This is a genomic window from Streptomyces sp. NPDC054813 (assembly GCF_053611365.1).
Window position 1 is genome coordinate 67,754 of the sequence record NZ_JBSHAF010000028.1, and the last position, 15,640, is coordinate 83,393.

A 15,640-nucleotide genomic window follows, 5' to 3' on the forward strand; every position below is an offset into this window, starting at 1 on the left:
GCGGCGCGGGTGACCGCTGTGACGGCACCGGCGGCGCACCCGCACCCGCACCCCACGAGCCCGTACCAGGGAAAACACCGGAAGGACCCCCTGTGACCACCCACGTGGACAGTCAAGCCACACCGGCACCGGCGGAGGAGTTCCTCAACAGGCCCGCCACCCTCAGCCAGCGCATCCACTCGGTGCTGCACCGCCAGCCGGCCCTCAGCCCGGCCATCGTCCTGGTGCTCGCCGCCGTCGTGTTCTCCCTGGTGAACGAACGCTTCTACGCGTTGCAGAACCTCTCGCTCGTCGCCCAGCAGACGGCCGTCATCGGTTCGCTCGCCGTCGGGCAGACGGTCATCATCCTTACCGCCGGCATCGACCTGTCGATCGGCGCGGTGATGGTGCTCTCCTCGCTTCTCATGTCGAAGCTGGTCGCGGACAACCACTGGCCCGGCGTGTTCGCCTTGCTGGCCGGGGCGGTCGTCGCGATAGCCGCGCAGGCCGTCAACGGCCTGCTGGTGACCAGGATCAAGCTGCCGCCGTTTATCGTCACCCTCGGCACCCTCAGCGTCTTCACCGCGATCACCCTCATCTACGCCAAGGGCCAGACGGTGTCGCTGCAGCCGGGCAACATCCTGCTGTGGAGCGGCCAGACGGTCTCCCTCGGCCAGCTGAACCTGACCTACGGCGTCCTCCTCATGATCGCCCTGTACGCGGTGGTCGGCTACGCCCTGCGCTACACCGCCTGGGGACGTCATCTCTACGCGGTCGGCGACGACTTGGAGGCCGCCCGGCTGGCAGGCATCTCCGTCAACCGCGTGCTGCTCAGCGCCTACATGGTGGGCGGTTTCGCCATCGCCGTGGGCGCCTGGATCCTGGTCGGCCGGGTCGGCGGCGGCGACCCGAACAGCGGCCTCAACGCCAACCTGCAGTCCATCACCGCCGTCGTCATCGGCGGCACCAGCCTGTTCGGCGGACGCGGCGTGGTCTTCGGCTCGCTGATCGGCGCGCTGATCGTCCAGGTCTTCGTCAACGGCCTCGCGCTGGCCGGCATCGACCCCAACTACCAAGTCCTCGCAGTCGGCATCCTGGTGATCGCGGCTGTCTCCGTCGACCAGTGGATCCGGAGTGTGAAGTCGTGACGACCGCCACCGCCCCCGTTCTCGAAGCCAAGGGCCTGGTCAAGCTCTTCGGCAGGGTCGTCGGCCTGAACAGCGTCGACCTCACCCTCCACGCCGGCGAGGTCCTCGCCGTCATCGGCGACAACGGCGCCGGCAAGTCCACCCTGATCAAGTGCCTCTCGGGAGCCCTCGTCCCCGACCAGGGCAGCATTCTGGTCGACGGCAAGGAGGTGCACTTCAAGCGCCCCCAGGACGCCCGCGACGCCGGCATAGAAACCGTCTACCAGACCCTCGCCGTCGCCCCCGCCCTGGACATCGCCAGCAACCTCTTCCTCGCCCGCGAGATCCGCCGCAAGGGCATCCTCGGCTCGGTGTTCCGCATGCTCGACACCGGCGAGATGCGGAAGCAGGCCGCCGACCACATCAAGCGACTCGGCATCGGCACGCTGCAGAACATCAACCAGGCCGTGGAGACCCTCTCCGGGGGCCAGCGCCAGTCCGTGGCCGTCGCCCGCACCGCGGCCTTCGGCGGCCGGGTGGTGATCCTCGACGAACCCACCGCCGCCCTCGGCGTCCGCGAGACCGGCCAGGTCCTGAAACTCGTCCGCGACCTGCGCGAGCAGGGCCTTGGCGTCATCCTCATCAGCCACAACATGCCCAACGTCTTCGAGGTCGCCGACCGTATCCACATCCAGCGCCTCGGCGCCTGCGCCGGCGTCATCACCCCGCAGTCGCACTCCATGGAGGACGCGGTGGCCATCATGACGGGCGCGAAGAAACTCGCCCCCGAAGCGAGCTGAAAGGAACGGCAGGGCAGTGACCGCCGAGTACCGGATCGCCGAGGACCGCCTCGGCGGCGAGCCCACCCTTGTCGTCTCCGCACCGGACGGCTCGGCACGCGCCGTCCTCTCCCTGCGCGGGGCGACCCTGCTGAGCTGGCAGGTCAGAAACGAAGTGACCGGCCGGCTCACAGAGCTGACGGACGGCTACCGTGACGAGAAGGAACTCCTGTCCCAGGACGGCGTGCGCGCCGGCCTGCTGGCCCCCTTCCCCAACCGCGTGGCCGACGGCCGCTACCGCTACGCCGACCAGGACCACGACCTGCTCCCCGGCGACCACGGGGACAGACTGATCTACCACGGCTTCGCCCGCGAGGCCCCCTTCGAACTCGCCCACGCCACCACGGCAGCCGACTCCGCCCGACTGCTGCTGCACACCACGAGCATCCGACCGGGCCGCTACCCCGGCTACCCCTTCGCCCTCGACCTCACCGTCGAATACGTCCTCAGCGGAAGCGAGTTGGGCATCGAGATCCGCGCGACGAACGTGGGCGACACCACCGCCCCCTACGCGGCGGGCTGGCACCCTTACTTCACTCTGTCCCGCCCCATCGACGCGCTGACCCTGCAGATCCCCGCGCACACTCTGATCCGCACCGACGCAGCCCTCATCCCACTGGCCGGCGAGAACGCCCTGCTCTCCCTGGACGACTGCCCGGACATGGACTTCCGGACACCGAAACAGCTGGGTGACGCGGTCATCGACGCCTGCTACGCGGACCTGACCCACGGCGCCGTCGGCCAGATCGACACGGTGCTCACCGACCCGGCGACCGGTGAGGCACTGCGGGTGTGGCAGCACAGCGGCTACCTGCACGTCTTCACCGGCGACACGCTGGCCCGCGGCCGCCGCACCTCCATCGCCCTCGAACCCGTCGAGACGATGACCAACGCCTTCAACCGTCCGGAACACGCCGCCGTCCGCGCCCTCGAACCCGGCCGAACCCGCGCATTCGCCTTCGGCGTCGAGTACGTGGTCTCGTAAACCTGCGGTGCCGACGCGGCGTGCTGCGTTGTCTCTCCCCGGCGGTGGAGGTCACGGCGACAGCTTTCGCGTACATCCAGCGGCGACGTCGAGGTCCTGGCTGGGGCGGTTCACGAGGCGGTGTGCCCGCACGGCGTATCCACCGGTGAGAACCAGTGGATATGGGGAACCGAGCGCGATCACATCTGCCAGGAGCCGCGTGTGCAGCTCCGGCATGTCCGTCACGCGGCTGATCGGGTGCGGGAGGCGAGCTGGGGGAAGGTGTCTTCCCATACGGCGCGCACGGTGCGGCCGACGAGGGTGCGCAGCACTGGCCACATCTGGAGGAGCAGGTCAGGTCCTGGTTGAGGAAGCGGGGGAGGTCGTCGTGCAGGACGGTGCGGTACAGGCCCATGCGATGGCGAGGCTTGGCCATGTCGTACGAGGTCATCCCGGACCAGGCCATGTGCGGCGGAAGCTCCACGACCCCCTGTGCGGGGCCCTGCAGTTCGTCCAGCGACTCCGGCAGACGGCGGCGGTACAGCGCGAGATCCTCGGTGCCCGCGCCCGAGACGTCCCTCGGGGTGGGTGCGGGGTGCTGTGGGCTGGAAGGCATGAGTTCGTTATGGCGGCCGGAGAGGTGGTGCGGGTCATGATCGGGGGTCGGCGTCGGAGCGAGCAGGGGTGGATCTCTCGGGGGATCGGTTGCCGTAGTCTGTTCCGCCCTGAGCCGGATGGGCTGTCGGCCGTGACGCTCGTTTGACGCTCTGGGCGTCCGTACGCTGCGCGGCGAGCCGAGAAAGCCGCTCTGACCTGGTCTTTTCCGGGACTCGCTCAGGCCGACAACTTTCCGATGACGCACCATGTGGAGTGCGTTATGTGCGCTGTCGGCGTTACGGGCGATATCTTGACGCATGTTCGACGCACGTGACGCACGTTTCACGCACGTTCTGACGGGGCGTCACCCGGCTGATCGTGCAGGTCATGTGGGGCGGGATGGGCTTGATCCGCTTTGACGGACATCCGAGATCAGGGGTTCAGCCCCGGGAGGATGTCCATCATGGAGAGCATGGGGAAGAAGAAGCCTCGCCCTCGTCGCTTGTTCACGCCGGAGTTCAAGGCGGAGATCGTCGAGCTGTGCCGACGCGGTGACCGCTCGGTCGGCCAGATCGCCAAGGACTTCGAACTGACCGAGACCGCGGTGCGTGACTGGGTGAAGCAGGCCCAGGTCGATGCGGGCGAGCGGGACGGCCTGACCAGCAGCGAACGCGAGGAACTGGCCGCACTACGGCGGGAGAACCGCCGTCTGCGTGAGGACGTCGACATCCTCAAGCGGGCCACGGCTTTCTTCGCGAAGGAGACCCGGTGACGGTGCACCCGTTCATCGAGGCGGAGAAGCGTGCAGGTCACAGCATCAAACGAGCGTGTGAGCTGTTGAAGGTCTCCCGGACCGCCTTCTATGCCCGCCGCGGTGCCAAGCCTGGACCCCGCGCGGTCCGTGACGCCGAGCTGACGGAACAGATCGCCGACGGCCACACGAGATCGCGGGGGACCTACGGCGCCCCGCGCGTCCATGCCGTGCTCAAGCGGGCAGGCTCCGGATGCGGCCGCCGACGTGTCGCACGGCTGATGCGGGCTGCCGGCCTGCAAGGCCGACGCCGCAGACGACGGCACCTGACGACGATCCCCGATCCACGAGCTGCCCTGCGGCCCGACCTCGTCGTCCGGGACTTCCAGCCCGACCCCGCCGGCCTGGATGCCCGCTGGTGCGGCGACATCACCTACATCGCCACGGAGGAGGGCTGGCTCTATCTGGCCACCGTCATCGACATCGCCTCCCGTCGCGTGGTCGGCTGGGCGACGGCCGACCACCTGCGCACCGATCTGGTCGCCGATGCCCTCACCGCCGCCTGTCGCGAGCGCCGTCCCACCCGGCCGGTGATCTTTCACTCGGATCGTGGCTGTCAGTACACCAGCCAGCAATTCGCCATGCTGGCAGACCAGTTGGGGGTGCGTCTGTCGGTCGGCCGCACCGGACAGTGCTGGGACAACGCACTCGCCGAGTCGTTCTTCGCCACCATCAAGAGGGAGCTGCCCGGCGCCGTCTCCTGGCCCAGCCGGGCCGCCGCCCGCACCGCGATCTTCGACTTCATCGAGGGCTGGTACAACTTGCACCGTCTGCACAGCAGCCTCGGCTATCGCAGTCCCACCGAATACGAGACCGCACTCGCAGCCTGACCACCACACCGGTGGTGTCCGTCAAAGCGGAACAAGCTCAGATCAGGCTGCCCTCAGCTTCACCCGACCGCTGCGACGGCCAGGAGTCGAAGGTCTCTCACCCCCGCTCGACTTCAAGCGCCTCGTGGCGCACGGTGCGTTCTGCCCAGTCGATTCCGCAGTAGATCAAAGTGTTCCCTCCCCTACGTGCCGGGTGTTTGCGCTGGTCACGAGCGCATGCGGGCCACGCGAGCGACCCAATCCCAGGCCTCGACCGCAAGAGGGTCGGGCCGACACCTCACTAGCCGTTCGTGGCACCAGCGCACCTCACGGGCCTCGGTCTGCGCGGGAGCTCGACTGGCTCGGGCGTCACAAGGGGTCACCGTGCGGTTGGCTCGCACCACCAACACCAACGAGTGATCAAGCGGCGGGTGTTGACGCATGACGGTGTCGGATGGCACCCGGTCTCAGCCGAGGCCTGCTTGACCGTGCTGGCTTCAGATGTCCGCCCGGCACCGACGAACGTCGACACCCGCCTACTGAGTGGTGGCGGTCACGAGAGAGCCGGAGGTTGCGCGATCTCGCGCGAGGTACGGATTAGGAGCGGCCGAGACGTGGGCACGCGCCTCACGGACCTCCTGCGGTTGATGTGAACCAGCGGGCCCCGGACGACGGAGTACCGACCCGCGTGGGCCGGCCTTCAGGCCGCCATCAACTCGACGCTGCGCGAACAGTTCGTCGGGAGGCGCCATGACCGGACACTGATCTGGGACCAGCGCCATCTCCTTCACGCCCTGCGCGAATTCGAGATTTTCTACAACGAACACAGGCCGCACCAGGGCCTCGCGAACGCCCGCCCTCTGCGTCCGTTGCCCGAACCAATCGACGATCCACAGCGGATCGCGCGCCTCGACATTCGACGACGCGCGCGGCTCGGCGGCACCCTGCATGATTACGCGCATGCGGCCTGACCGGCATGGATGAGGTATTCGGCAAGAGCAGGGCGGCAGGATGCGGAGCATGACAACACCTGCAGCAGTGATCGTGGATGCCGCCGGGTCGACCTGCCCGCGCTAGGATGCCTTCGCCCTGGGGCCGGGCGGTATCGCCGCGGCGATCACTCTGAGCCTTTGAGCTGCGACCTGGAAACGGTGGCCGAAACACCAATCCAAAAGAGCGCCGTCGACGTACTGCATATAGGGCCGCAGCCTGGGGACGCACCCCCGGTGGGCTTGTTCCCGTGCGGCGGGGATCCCGGATGTGAGAAGAACTCCCCGCCGGTTGCGCAGGGCGACACCTTGTGGTTGCGGCCGTCCGTCTCGCGCCGCCGAGAGCCGCGCGAGACGATGGAAGGAAAGGTGTATCCATCATGCAAGCACAACGCGCGAGGCGCCTGGCCGCCGCATCCGCGGCCTGCGTTCTGATGTCTGGCGGCGCCGCGATCGGCGCGGCAGGTACGGCCGCGGCATCGGCTCCGGCCGCACACACCCAGGTGACCGACAACTGGTGCTTCCGCGGTGACTGGCGCTGCTTCGACCACGGCGGGTTCCGCTTCGACCACGGCGGGTTCCGCTTCGACCACAACGGGTTCGGCTTCGACCACCGCTTCGACGACGGCTTCAACAACGGTTTTATCGTGGTCATCGTGCGCTAGCGGCACCAAGCCCTCTGCCGGCGAGGAACCGCCGGCAGAGGGCTTGGTCGTGCGGGGCTCAGCAAACGCAAACAGAAGTACCTCCCCGCTCAGCAAGATCGCCAAGAGGGCCGTGATCAAAGTGGGTCTTCAAAGTTGAGCGGCGCGGAGGTGTCCGCGGGCTCGGCGGGTGGTGACGCAGCGTGTCCGCAGCCGCTGGTCGTCAGCGTTGCGGAAGCCGAACGCGTTGCGGGGAGGTGCCCTCACTGAGCGTAACGAAACGTCAGAGGCCCTGAGGAGACGCACCGCTCAAGATCGAGGACCCACCAATCGACGATCCACAGCGGATCGCGCGCCTCGACATACGACGACGCGCGCGGCTCGGCGGCACCTGCATGAGTACGGCGGTGACGCCGGTGATGTGCAGGCGCCTCGTGCCGTGCTCGAGGAGGGCCAGCGTGTACAGCCGTCTGCCGAGCACCGTCTCGACAGGGAAGAAATCGACTGCGACAGGTCGCCCACCTGCGCCTGTCGGGCGGAGGGGCCGTTGACGCCGATCACGCCGGATCCGCGCGGGCCTTCGATGACGTAGGTCGACAGCCGTGCGCCGTTGTTCAGGTTGACCAGGTTGACCTTCTCATGGCGTCGTATCCCGGCGGCCTCCAGCAGGTCGGCGTCGATGGTGATCGACCGACGTAGTTGAGGTGCGACTGGGTGACTGTGGCGCGGTGGATCTCACCGAGGCCGACCTGCCCGGCACGCTCACCCTGGCCGACCTGGCAGCTCGCGACACCGCCGAGATCACCGGAGACCCCGGCGAACTCACCGAACTCTTCGGCCAACTTGGCACACCCGACCCGGACTTCGCCATCGTCACACCGTGAACCGAGGCCCGGCGGCGGACCGACGAGCCGGCACGGGACCCGGCTTCATGTGGCGACCGCTTCCAGGGCTGGGTAGGCCGAAGCGTTCGCACGTCGGCGCGGGTCTGGTCACCGGGCTCTTCTCCATCCCGCAGGGCATGGCATACGCGTCGATCGCGGGGTTCAACCCGGTCGCCGGTCTGTACACGGGTGTCGTCCCCGCGATCGTCGGTTCGCTCACCGCCCGTACCGTCCTCATGGTCACCAAGCTGACCAGCGCCATCGTGCTCACCTCGACGGCAGACGGCACCCGCTCAACGGGCGGTGCCGAAGTCCTGGGTCCAGTAGCTGCCCGGCTGTGCCAGACCGACGCCGATCTCCTTGAACGTGCAGTTGAGGATGTTGGCCTTGTGGCCAGGGCTGGCCATCCAGCCCGCCATGACCTGCTCGGGAGAGGCGTAACCGTAGGCCACGTTCTCGCCGTAGGCGCTCCAGGTGTATCCGGCACTGGTGAGCCGGTCTCCGGGGGAGGAGCCGTCGGACCCGGAGTGCGACATGTTCTGGTGAAGCGCCATGTCCTTACTGTGTGCCTGTGCGACCTTGGCCAGTGTCGTGTTCAGGGTCAGGGCCGAACAGCCGACCTTGCTGCGCTCGGCATTGACGAGTCCCACGATGCGAGCGACGACTCCGGAGGCCGTGGCGGTGGCCTTCGGGGTGGTCGACGGCTTGGGGGCCGCGGAAGCGGCGGTGGTGGTGCTCCGGGGGCTGGGCGACGCGGTGGTGCTGGGCTTGGGAGCGGTGGTCGGTGCGGTGTGCCGAGGCGCTGTGGCCTTCGGCCTCGGCGCGGTGGTCTTTCCGGCGCTCGCAGGGGCGTGAGGAGTGCCGGCGCTCGCAGGGGCGTGAGGAGTGTTCGTGGCGCTCGGCGCCGCCGATGCCGTCCACGAGGGCTCGCCGGCCTGGTTGGCGTTCCAGGGGCGGCCCCAGTTCGCGTCGTTCCACCAGTCCTTCTTGTTCCACGAGTCCTTCGTTGCGCTGCTCTCGGCGCTCGTGGACCGGTGTCCGCCGCTGTCGGGCCAGTTGGTACAGGCCATGGCGGCGGACGGTATGCCCACGGTGCCCACGGCGACGGCAGCGATGACTATCCGCCGGTAATGCGTGTTCTTACGATGTTTACCCATGCGTAACCCGCTCCTGAGCTGCGACAGCGTCCTGCGGGTCGTCATTCTTAGGAAGCCTTCACATGGAGCGCAAAGGGCCTCGCTACTAGCTCGCTTCGTAGGATCGGGCGGCCCTTGTCATGGGAGTGCGGCGCGCTGGTCCGGGTTCCGGGGCCTCTGTGGAATTCTGTCGCCCCGTCAGAATCCCTACGTGTGCGCAGAACGGATGAAGGTGGCTCGCGGTCGGAAAGCCGTGAATCCAGGCGCGAGGCATGCGCGCCTCAAGCCGGACAAATCCCATATGTCGCCAGAGCGACCTCTACTATCCGGCACCCCTAGGTCCCGGATCCGCTGTGACGGATGTCACGGAACCATGTACGAGCGCGGGGCTCGAGGGATGAGCAGGGGGACGCCGGGACGAGGAAACGTGACTTCGACGAGAACGGGCCCGAGGTACCCAGCACCAGCAGGACGAGGGCGCCGGCGAAGATCACCAGTGGCAGAGGTGCACGGTCCAGGCACAGCAGACAGAGCAGCAGGAGGCTGACCACGATGATCGCCATATTCGTCGGATAGACGAAGCGGCCGCCGTGGAGGGGCGGGGCCTGCTCCGCAGCCTGCCACGACACATCTCCTCGGTCTGGGGCGCTAAATACGGACGGATTGCCGCACATCTGCTCCATCCGTCCACCGGTCGTACCGCTCTCGGCGCCTCCGCGCGTCCGGCGCGGAACCGCCGCCCCTCCCTCGGTACTTGGCTTGGTTCGCGCAGGTGCGCGTGCTTTCGGAAACACGCTTTCACCTCTACGTTCATCTGGACGTTCATCTCCAGGAGGTCTAGACCCTTACCGTCGCCCCCCATGAACGACCACCAGAACAACGGCGTAGCGGGTCTCTCCCGCCGCGGGCTCATCGTCGGCGCGGTCGCCGCGGGCCTCGCGGCCACCGGCGGCACCGCGACCGCCTACGCGAGCCCGCAGACCGGATCCGGGTGGCCCGGCAGCGAGTCCGGCACCCCGACCGTCACGCCTTCGCACTTCCCCGCCTTCCACGTGCCGCAGTACCAGCTCACCGTGTCCGGCGAGTCCGTCGTCGCGGGCCGTGTCGACTACCCGGTGGCGCCCGGGATCGTGCTCACCTCCTTCGACACCTTCGGCCGCACCGGCTGGACCCGGGTTCACGTCCTCAACGCCGACCTGGGCAACGAGTCCGTCGGCGTGGATCTGATCGCCGACAAGGTGAGCGAGGCGCGCCCGCTCACGCAGACCACGAACGCCCAGCACGCCGTCGCGGCCGTGAACGGCGACTACTTCGACATCACCGAGACCTTCGCGGCCGAGGGCCCGGAGATCCAGGACGGGCACCTGCGCAAGGGCACGAACCAGCACGCGACGGTCGCGGCCATCGGCGCCGACCGGGTCGCGCGGTTCGCCGACCTCGTCCTCACCGGCACCGTCACCGTCGCCGGCACCCAGCGGCCGCTGGCCGCCCTCAACTCCGCCTCCGTACCCGCCGACGGCATCGCCGTCTACACCCCGCTGTGGGGCACCGCGGACCGCACGCTCATCCAGGACGCCGGGCCGTTCACCGAACTCGTCGTCAAGGGCAGCACGGTGAACACGGTCAACAACCAGATCACCGCCACCCCGGTGCCCGACGGCGGCATGATCGTCCTGGGCCGGGGCGCCGCCGCTGCCCAGCTGGCCTCCGTCAAGCCCGGCGACACCGTCGCCGTGGCGTTCGCCCCGCAGACCGACGCGCCCGCCGCCCTCACCATGGCGCTCGGCAGCGGCGCGGTGCTGGTCAAGAACGGTGCGGCCGTCGACTTCCCGCCCAACAGCGGCAACGACGCGCTCAAGCCCCGCACCGCCATCGCCTGGCTGGACGGTGGACACCGCCTGCTGCTGGTCGCCGTCGACGGATCGGCCAACTTCTCCGCCGGCCTCAGCTTCGACGATATGGCCAAACTCCTGGTGCGCCTCGGCGCCACCGAGGCGTTCATGCTCGACGGCGGCGGCTCTACCGAGATCGTCGCACGCCACCCGGGTGACGCCGCCGTCAGCGTCGTCAACACCCCGTCCGACGGCAACGAGCGGCCCGTGCCCAACGGCGTCGGCCTGTTCGGCCCCAAGGGATCGGGCCGGCTGCGCGGTATCGACGTCCGCCCGCGGGCCGACCGTGTGATCACCGGACTGACGCTCGACCTCGCGGCCGCCGGTTACGACGAGACCTGGGCGCCCGTCGCCCTGCACCACGACACGGTCAGGTGGAGCGCCCACCCCGGCTCGCTGGGCAAGGTGCGCGACGGCGTCTTCCGCGCCGGCCGTCCCGGCGCGGGCACGCTGCACGCCCGCAGTGGTTCGACCGAGGGCCGGCACGAGGTGCGCGTGCTGGGCGACCTGCACCGGCTCACGTTCACCCAGCGTGCGGTCACCATCGACCCCGGGGCCGCCGCGAGCGTCCACCTGATCGGCTACGACGCCGACGGGTTCGACGCCCCGGTCGCGCCGCGCGACGTCGAACTCGACTACGACAAGACCGTGCTCACCGTGAAGGCCGACGCCGACGGCAGCATCCAGATCACCGGCGACGCAGACGCCGGCGGACGGGCCGCGAGCATCACCGCCACCGTGCAGGGAGTGACCGCCAAGCTCCCGGTGACGGTCGGCCTGATCGACGTGTCCCTGGCCGAGTTCGAGCCGAACGAGCAGTGGACGGCCCTGGCCGCGAGAGGCACCGCGTCCGTCGGGTTCGTCCCCGCCGCGGACCGCCCCGGCGCAACCGCGGACAACCATGCCCTGCGGCTGACCTACGACTTCACCGGTCAGACCAGCACCTCCGCGGCCTACGCCGTGGCAGGCGGCGGCCCGATCACGCTGCCCGCCGGAACCCGGCGGCTGGCCCTGTGGGTCAACGGCGACGGCCGCAACCACTGGCTGCGCGCCATGATCTCCTCGCAGGGCACCACGAACGTGCCGTTCACGTTCACCACCGTCGTGGACTGGACCGGCTGGCGCCGCGTCGTCGGCGACATCCCCGCCGGCTACTCCGAGCCCCTGACCCTGGTGCGCGTCTACATCGCCGAGACGTCGCAGACCAACAAGAACGCCGGTCAGCTCGACTTCGACGGACTCGCCGCGCAGGTCGGCCAGCAGCCGGACAACTCCGAGCGGCCGATGTCCGACCCGTACGTGGTCGAACAGGGCGGGCTGCCCGACCACCGCTGGACCTTTGCGGTCCTGTCCGACCTGCACGTCAGCGCCGCCGCGGGCCTGAACTCCTTCTCCGGACGGCAGGCCGCGATCGCGCTCGAGCAGGCGGTCGACAGCAAACCCGACTTCATCCTCATCAACGGCGACTTCGTCGACAACAACAACCCCGCCGACTTCGACCTGGCCAACGGGCTGCTGCACGAGCACGTACCGGCGGACCTGCCGGTGTACTGGACGCCGGGCAACCACGAGGCGGGTCTGTCGGCGACCGGCGGACTCGACGCGTTCCTCGCCGCGACCGGCCGTCCCAACAAGCAGATTCTCGATCACAAGGGCACCCGCTTCATCCTGCTCGACTCCCACACCGGTGACATGCGCACCTCGGACTGGGACCAGGTGCCGCTGCTCCAGGCCGAGCTTGCCAAGGCAGCGGCCGACCGCTCGGTGACGGGCGTGGTGCTCTCCTTCCACCACCCGCTGCACGACCCGACCGGAACCGGCGCCTCGCAGCTCTCGGACCAGTTGGAGGCCGCGCTGCTCCAGCGCTGGCTCGCCGACTTCCGTGAGAAGTCCGGCAAGCCGATCGCCCTCTTCAACGGCCACGCGCACATGGCGGCCGTCACCCGCACCGACGGCGTGCTGGAGGTCAACACCCCGGCCGTCGGCAAGACCCCCTACAGCTCGCCCGACCAGGGCGGCTTCTTCGGGTGGATGCACGTCGCCGTCGACCCGCGGCCGGCCCGGGTCAAGGCCGGTGAGCCCAGCCCGCAGACCCGGGAGTGGTTGCAGGCCGAGAGCGTGCCGCTGATCGACGGCATCGAGCTGTCGGCACCGCCGCGGATCGCCGTGGGCGCCAAGGGCCAGCTCGCCGCGACAGGCATCACCAGCGAGTTCGGTCTGCGGTTCCCGCTGCGGTTCCCGGCGAGCGTCACCTGGGAGGGCGGCGACGGCGTCGTCGTGCGGTCGGAGTCCGAGGCAGAGACCCTCGGCCGGGGCTCGTACACCCGGGCCCTGCTCGACCCGGAGGCCGGAACCCTCACGGCGGTCCGGTCCGGCACGGTCACCGTCAAGGTGACCGCCGGGGGACTGACCGCCTCGGCGACCGTCACCCTCGGCTGACCGTCAGGCCGGGAGACGACCCCACCGGTCGACTCCCGGCCGCTCCACACCGACCCGGGGGCTGCACATGGCGGCCGCGTCGGCCGATCAGCCGTGCACTGCACCCCTGCACTCAGTACGGCGTTGGAATGCCGTGCCGCTCCAGCGCGTCCTCGTAGCGCTTGAGCAGGGCGTCGAGGCCCGTCAGCAGGAGACCGGCGGAGTCCTGGACGTCGGCCATGTCGCCCCGCTCGCACGCCTCCATCAGCTCGGCCGCGTCACTGCGCAGGATGTGCAGCGAGTCGCCCTGGACCAGTACCCCCGGGAACCGCCGGCCCGGAAGGCGAACGACAGCGTCGTTGCCACCGTCGGTGAACAGCTCTGCCTCGATGTGTTCCATCACGTCATCCAACCCGACATCAGCGTCTCGCATCAACGATGTTGTGAGGAGGCGACCTTGAGTGATGGTGAAAGTGGTCCGGGACGGGCGCCGGGACGGTACGTGACCCTGCGGCGCCACCTCCTGGGCGGCGAGGGCGATCGCTCACGCCGGGGCGAGGGCTTCGTTGGGGGTGAGGCGGGAGGGGGCAGTTGACCAGGCCGAAACTGCATGAGCCCGACCAGGGTTCCCAATGATCAAAGATCCGACGTCCCGGCTGTCGGCGGGCTCCGGCATACTCCGCGGCATGTCGACTGCCGACATCACCCTCGACGAGTGGCTCCACTTCGACCAGAAGGTGGCCGCAGCCACCGCCGAGGCAACCGCTCGACAGGTAGGCGGTGTCGTCACATCCGTCCGTCTCCACGAATTAGCCGGACGAACCGCCTACAACGCGATCGTCGAGATCGACGGGAGACCATTCGCCTTCGTCCCCGGCGGACACACCCAGCTCCGCTTCGACCCCGAATCCTGGACGCCGACCGACGAAGAGGCTCTGTCCTGTCTCGGTAGCTACCGAGCGTTGGACCTGTTCCCCGAGCACGCCGACCTGGAGCCGAGTGACCGCGCTGAGGCCCGCCTCCACCAGACCGACAGCACGGTCGAGGAGGTCCGCGAGCACGTCGCCGCGATCACCACCGATGCGGGCCGCCACCAGGCCGCCTTGCTGGGGGAGCGGCTCCGTGGGGTTCCGCTGGCGGCAATCCACCACGGGCCTCTCGCCCGTGCTGAACAGACCGCCCGGTTGGTTGGTGAACGGCTCGACGGCGTTCCCCACCGTCGCTCCGAAGCGGCTGGCGACTACCTCCCCTACCTGCCGACACGCGAAGAGCTGCTGCCGGAGGCAGCCGACGCCTGGCACAAGTTCCTGGACCAGTTCACGGCTGAGGAACGCGAGCAGGGCCCTGGGCTCGCGGCGGCGGCGCTCGCAGATTTCACCGGACCTGTCGTCGGCGACGAACCGCGCCACGAGCTTGTCGTCACCCACAACTTCCTTGTCGGCTGGCTCGTTCGAGCCGCTCTCGACGCGCCGAAGTGGCGGTGGTTGGGCATCAACCATGCCAACGCGGCGCTGACCGTCATCCGCTACACACCCGACCGCCCCCCGGCGGTCCTCCTCTTCAACGACACCGGCCACCTCCCCACCGAGCTCCGCTGGACCGGCTTCCCGCCAGAGCTCCACATCTGACATAGCTGAAGGCCCAGTTGGACGCGGGTTTCCGCGGCCGTCCGGCGGTGCTCATCGGCAATCTGCACTGCCTTTGTTTCCGGCACGCAGTCGCTGTCAAGGCCGCAGGTGCATCGCACGACTGCGCGCCCGGTGGGGTCATGCTCGATCCATCCTCCCCGGTGGGTTCTGTCCGGGTGAGGGTGTGCACGCTTGTCGTGTGTTCCACCATGCGCCCATGCTGACGGCCGGGGCTCTGCCTGCCAGCATGACGCCTGCCGAGTGGGCGACCGCTGTGGGCCGGCCAAACGGGCATGCTCGCCGAGCCTGATGGAGGGGCAGACGGGCGTGTCGGCGACCAACTCGCCTGCGTGTTCGCCTATGACCAGGTAGACCACGCGCTGGGCCACCGACACCGGGTGGTCGGCGAACCGCTCGTGGTGGCGGCCGACCAGTGTGACGTCCACGGCGGCTTCCACGCCGTGCTGCCACCGGTCGTCCATGAGGTGCTGGAAGATCGTGCGGTGCAGCTCGTCCATGCGGTCGTCGTCCTTTTCCAGCTGGAGCGCGGCATCGACGTCCCGGGTCATGATCACTTCGGTGCCTGCGCCATCAGGCGCTGGGCGAGCCGGCCCATCTCCAGAATCGTGCGGAGTAGATCGCGCGGAACCGCCCGGTCGGCGTATCGCATCCGGGCCGGCTTGGCCACATGCTGGGCCAGGTCACCAGATCGTTCCAGGTCTGCGCTCATGCCGCAGCGAGGTGACTACGACCCGCAGATCCGTGGCTACCGGCTGCTGCCGTGCCAGCACCGCGATCGCTCGGTCGTTCGTCACCTGGAACGAAGTCGACGCCCATGTTGCCGGGCTTGCCGTGGCTCTTCGTGATCGAGCGTGTCGAGCTGACTTGCGCGACCTGGCGGCTACCCGGATCCGGGGGACCAT

General features: G+C 68.9%; 11 protein-coding genes and 6 pseudogenes. 11 read left to right on the forward strand and 6 right to left on the reverse strand.

The window, feature by feature from the left end:
* Nucleotides 1-92: 92 nt before the first annotated feature.
* Genes ACWGJB_RS40690 through ACWGJB_RS40700 form a run of 3 tightly spaced genes read left to right on the forward strand, consistent with a single transcriptional unit; the run spans nt 93 to nt 2,930 of the window.
* A complete protein-coding gene (locus ACWGJB_RS40690; protein WP_453385056.1) occupies nt 93-1,127 on the forward strand; it encodes an ABC transporter permease in 1,035 nt (344 codons plus the stop codon).
* Nucleotides 1,124-1,906: an ATP-binding cassette domain-containing protein gene (locus ACWGJB_RS40695; RefSeq protein WP_453385057.1), complete on the forward strand. Its 783-nt coding sequence runs from the start codon at nt 1,124-1,126 to the stop codon at nt 1,904-1,906. The genes ACWGJB_RS40690 and ACWGJB_RS40695 overlap by 4 nt, the downstream gene beginning before the upstream one ends.
* A gap of 16 nt (nt 1,907-1,922) precedes the next feature.
* Nucleotides 1,923-2,930 (forward strand): aldose epimerase family protein, encoded by a 1,008-nt coding sequence (locus ACWGJB_RS40700; protein ID WP_453385058.1) that lies wholly within the window; start codon nt 1,923-1,925, stop codon nt 2,928-2,930.
* A gap of 221 nt (nt 2,931-3,151) precedes the next feature.
* Here the strand turns inward: ACWGJB_RS40700 and ACWGJB_RS40705 are convergent.
* Nucleotides 3,152-3,525 (reverse strand): annotated as a pseudogene (locus ACWGJB_RS40705) (hypothetical protein).
* A 444-nt stretch (nt 3,526-3,969) separates the two neighbouring features.
* On the opposite strand from ACWGJB_RS40705, the gene ACWGJB_RS40710 reads away from it, so the two are divergent.
* The 4 genes and pseudogenes from ACWGJB_RS40710 (at nt 3,970) to ACWGJB_RS40725 (ending at nt 6,780) form a co-directional block, all read left to right on the forward strand.
* Nucleotides 3,970-4,278, forward strand: coding sequence for a transposase (locus tag ACWGJB_RS40710; RefSeq protein WP_453385059.1), 309 nt, complete (start codon nt 3,970-3,972; stop codon nt 4,276-4,278).
* Complete coding sequence (locus tag ACWGJB_RS40715) at nt 4,275-5,147, forward strand: IS3 family transposase (RefSeq protein WP_453385060.1); 873 nt, start codon at nt 4,275-4,277, stop codon at nt 5,145-5,147. Before ACWGJB_RS40710 ends, ACWGJB_RS40715 begins: the two co-directional genes overlap by 4 nt.
* Before the next feature lie 722 nt (nt 5,148-5,869).
* Nucleotides 5,870-6,097, forward strand: a pseudogene (locus ACWGJB_RS40720) (integrase core domain-containing protein); the annotation flags it as partial.
* Between the two features lie 398 nt (nt 6,098-6,495).
* Nucleotides 6,496-6,780: a hypothetical protein gene (locus ACWGJB_RS40725; protein WP_453385061.1), complete on the forward strand. Its 285-nt coding sequence runs from the start codon at nt 6,496-6,498 to the stop codon at nt 6,778-6,780.
* Between the two features lie 474 nt (nt 6,781-7,254).
* On the opposite strand, the pseudogene ACWGJB_RS40730 reads toward ACWGJB_RS40725, so the two are convergent.
* Nucleotides 7,255-7,493 (reverse strand): annotated as a pseudogene (locus ACWGJB_RS40730) (aspartate 1-decarboxylase); the annotation flags it as partial.
* Here ACWGJB_RS40730 and ACWGJB_RS40735 point away from each other — a divergent pair.
* Together ACWGJB_RS40735 and ACWGJB_RS40740 are read left to right on the forward strand one after the other, a co-directional pair.
* Nucleotides 7,488-7,643: an alkyl sulfatase C-terminal domain-containing protein gene (locus ACWGJB_RS40735; RefSeq protein WP_453385062.1), complete on the forward strand. Its 156-nt coding sequence runs from the start codon at nt 7,488-7,490 to the stop codon at nt 7,641-7,643. The pseudogene ACWGJB_RS40730 and the gene ACWGJB_RS40735 sit on opposite strands and share 6 nt — an antisense overlap.
* Nucleotides 7,644-7,690: 47 nt before the next feature.
* Nucleotides 7,691-7,852: pseudogene (locus ACWGJB_RS40740) on the forward strand (SulP family inorganic anion transporter); the annotation flags it as partial.
* A gap of 84 nt (nt 7,853-7,936) precedes the next feature.
* Here ACWGJB_RS40740 and ACWGJB_RS40745 read toward each other — a convergent pair.
* Together ACWGJB_RS40745 and ACWGJB_RS40750 are read right to left on the reverse strand one after the other, a co-directional pair.
* The gene (locus tag ACWGJB_RS40745) at nt 7,937-8,800 is read right to left on the reverse strand and encodes a CAP domain-containing protein (RefSeq protein WP_453385063.1); all 864 of its coding nucleotides are present in this window, start codon (nt 8,798-8,800) and stop codon (nt 7,937-7,939) included.
* Between the two features lie 314 nt (nt 8,801-9,114).
* Nucleotides 9,115-9,408: a hypothetical protein gene (locus ACWGJB_RS40750; protein WP_453385064.1), complete on the reverse strand. Its 294-nt coding sequence runs from the start codon at nt 9,406-9,408 to the stop codon at nt 9,115-9,117.
* Nucleotides 9,409-9,639: 231 nt separating this feature from the next.
* On the opposite strand from ACWGJB_RS40750, the gene ACWGJB_RS40755 reads away from it, so the two are divergent.
* Nucleotides 9,640-13,110 (forward strand): phosphodiester glycosidase family protein, encoded by a 3,471-nt coding sequence (locus ACWGJB_RS40755; RefSeq protein WP_453385065.1) that lies wholly within the window; start codon nt 9,640-9,642, stop codon nt 13,108-13,110.
* Nucleotides 13,111-13,222: 112 nt separating this feature from the next.
* Here the strand turns inward: ACWGJB_RS40755 and ACWGJB_RS40760 are convergent, their stop codons facing one another.
* A complete protein-coding gene (locus ACWGJB_RS40760) occupies nt 13,223-13,489 on the reverse strand; it encodes a DUF6959 family protein (RefSeq protein ID WP_453385066.1) in 267 nt (88 codons plus the stop codon).
* A gap of 676 nt (nt 13,490-14,165) precedes the next feature.
* Here ACWGJB_RS40760 and ACWGJB_RS40765 point away from each other — a divergent pair.
* A pseudogene (locus ACWGJB_RS40765) lies at nt 14,166-14,717 on the forward strand (histidine phosphatase family protein); the annotation flags it as partial.
* A gap of 320 nt (nt 14,718-15,037) precedes the next feature.
* Here the strand turns inward: ACWGJB_RS40765 and phoU are convergent.
* Nucleotides 15,038-15,520: pseudogene (phoU, locus tag ACWGJB_RS40770) on the reverse strand (phosphate signaling complex protein PhoU); the annotation flags it as partial.
* Between the last annotated feature and the right edge of the window lie 120 nt (nt 15,521-15,640).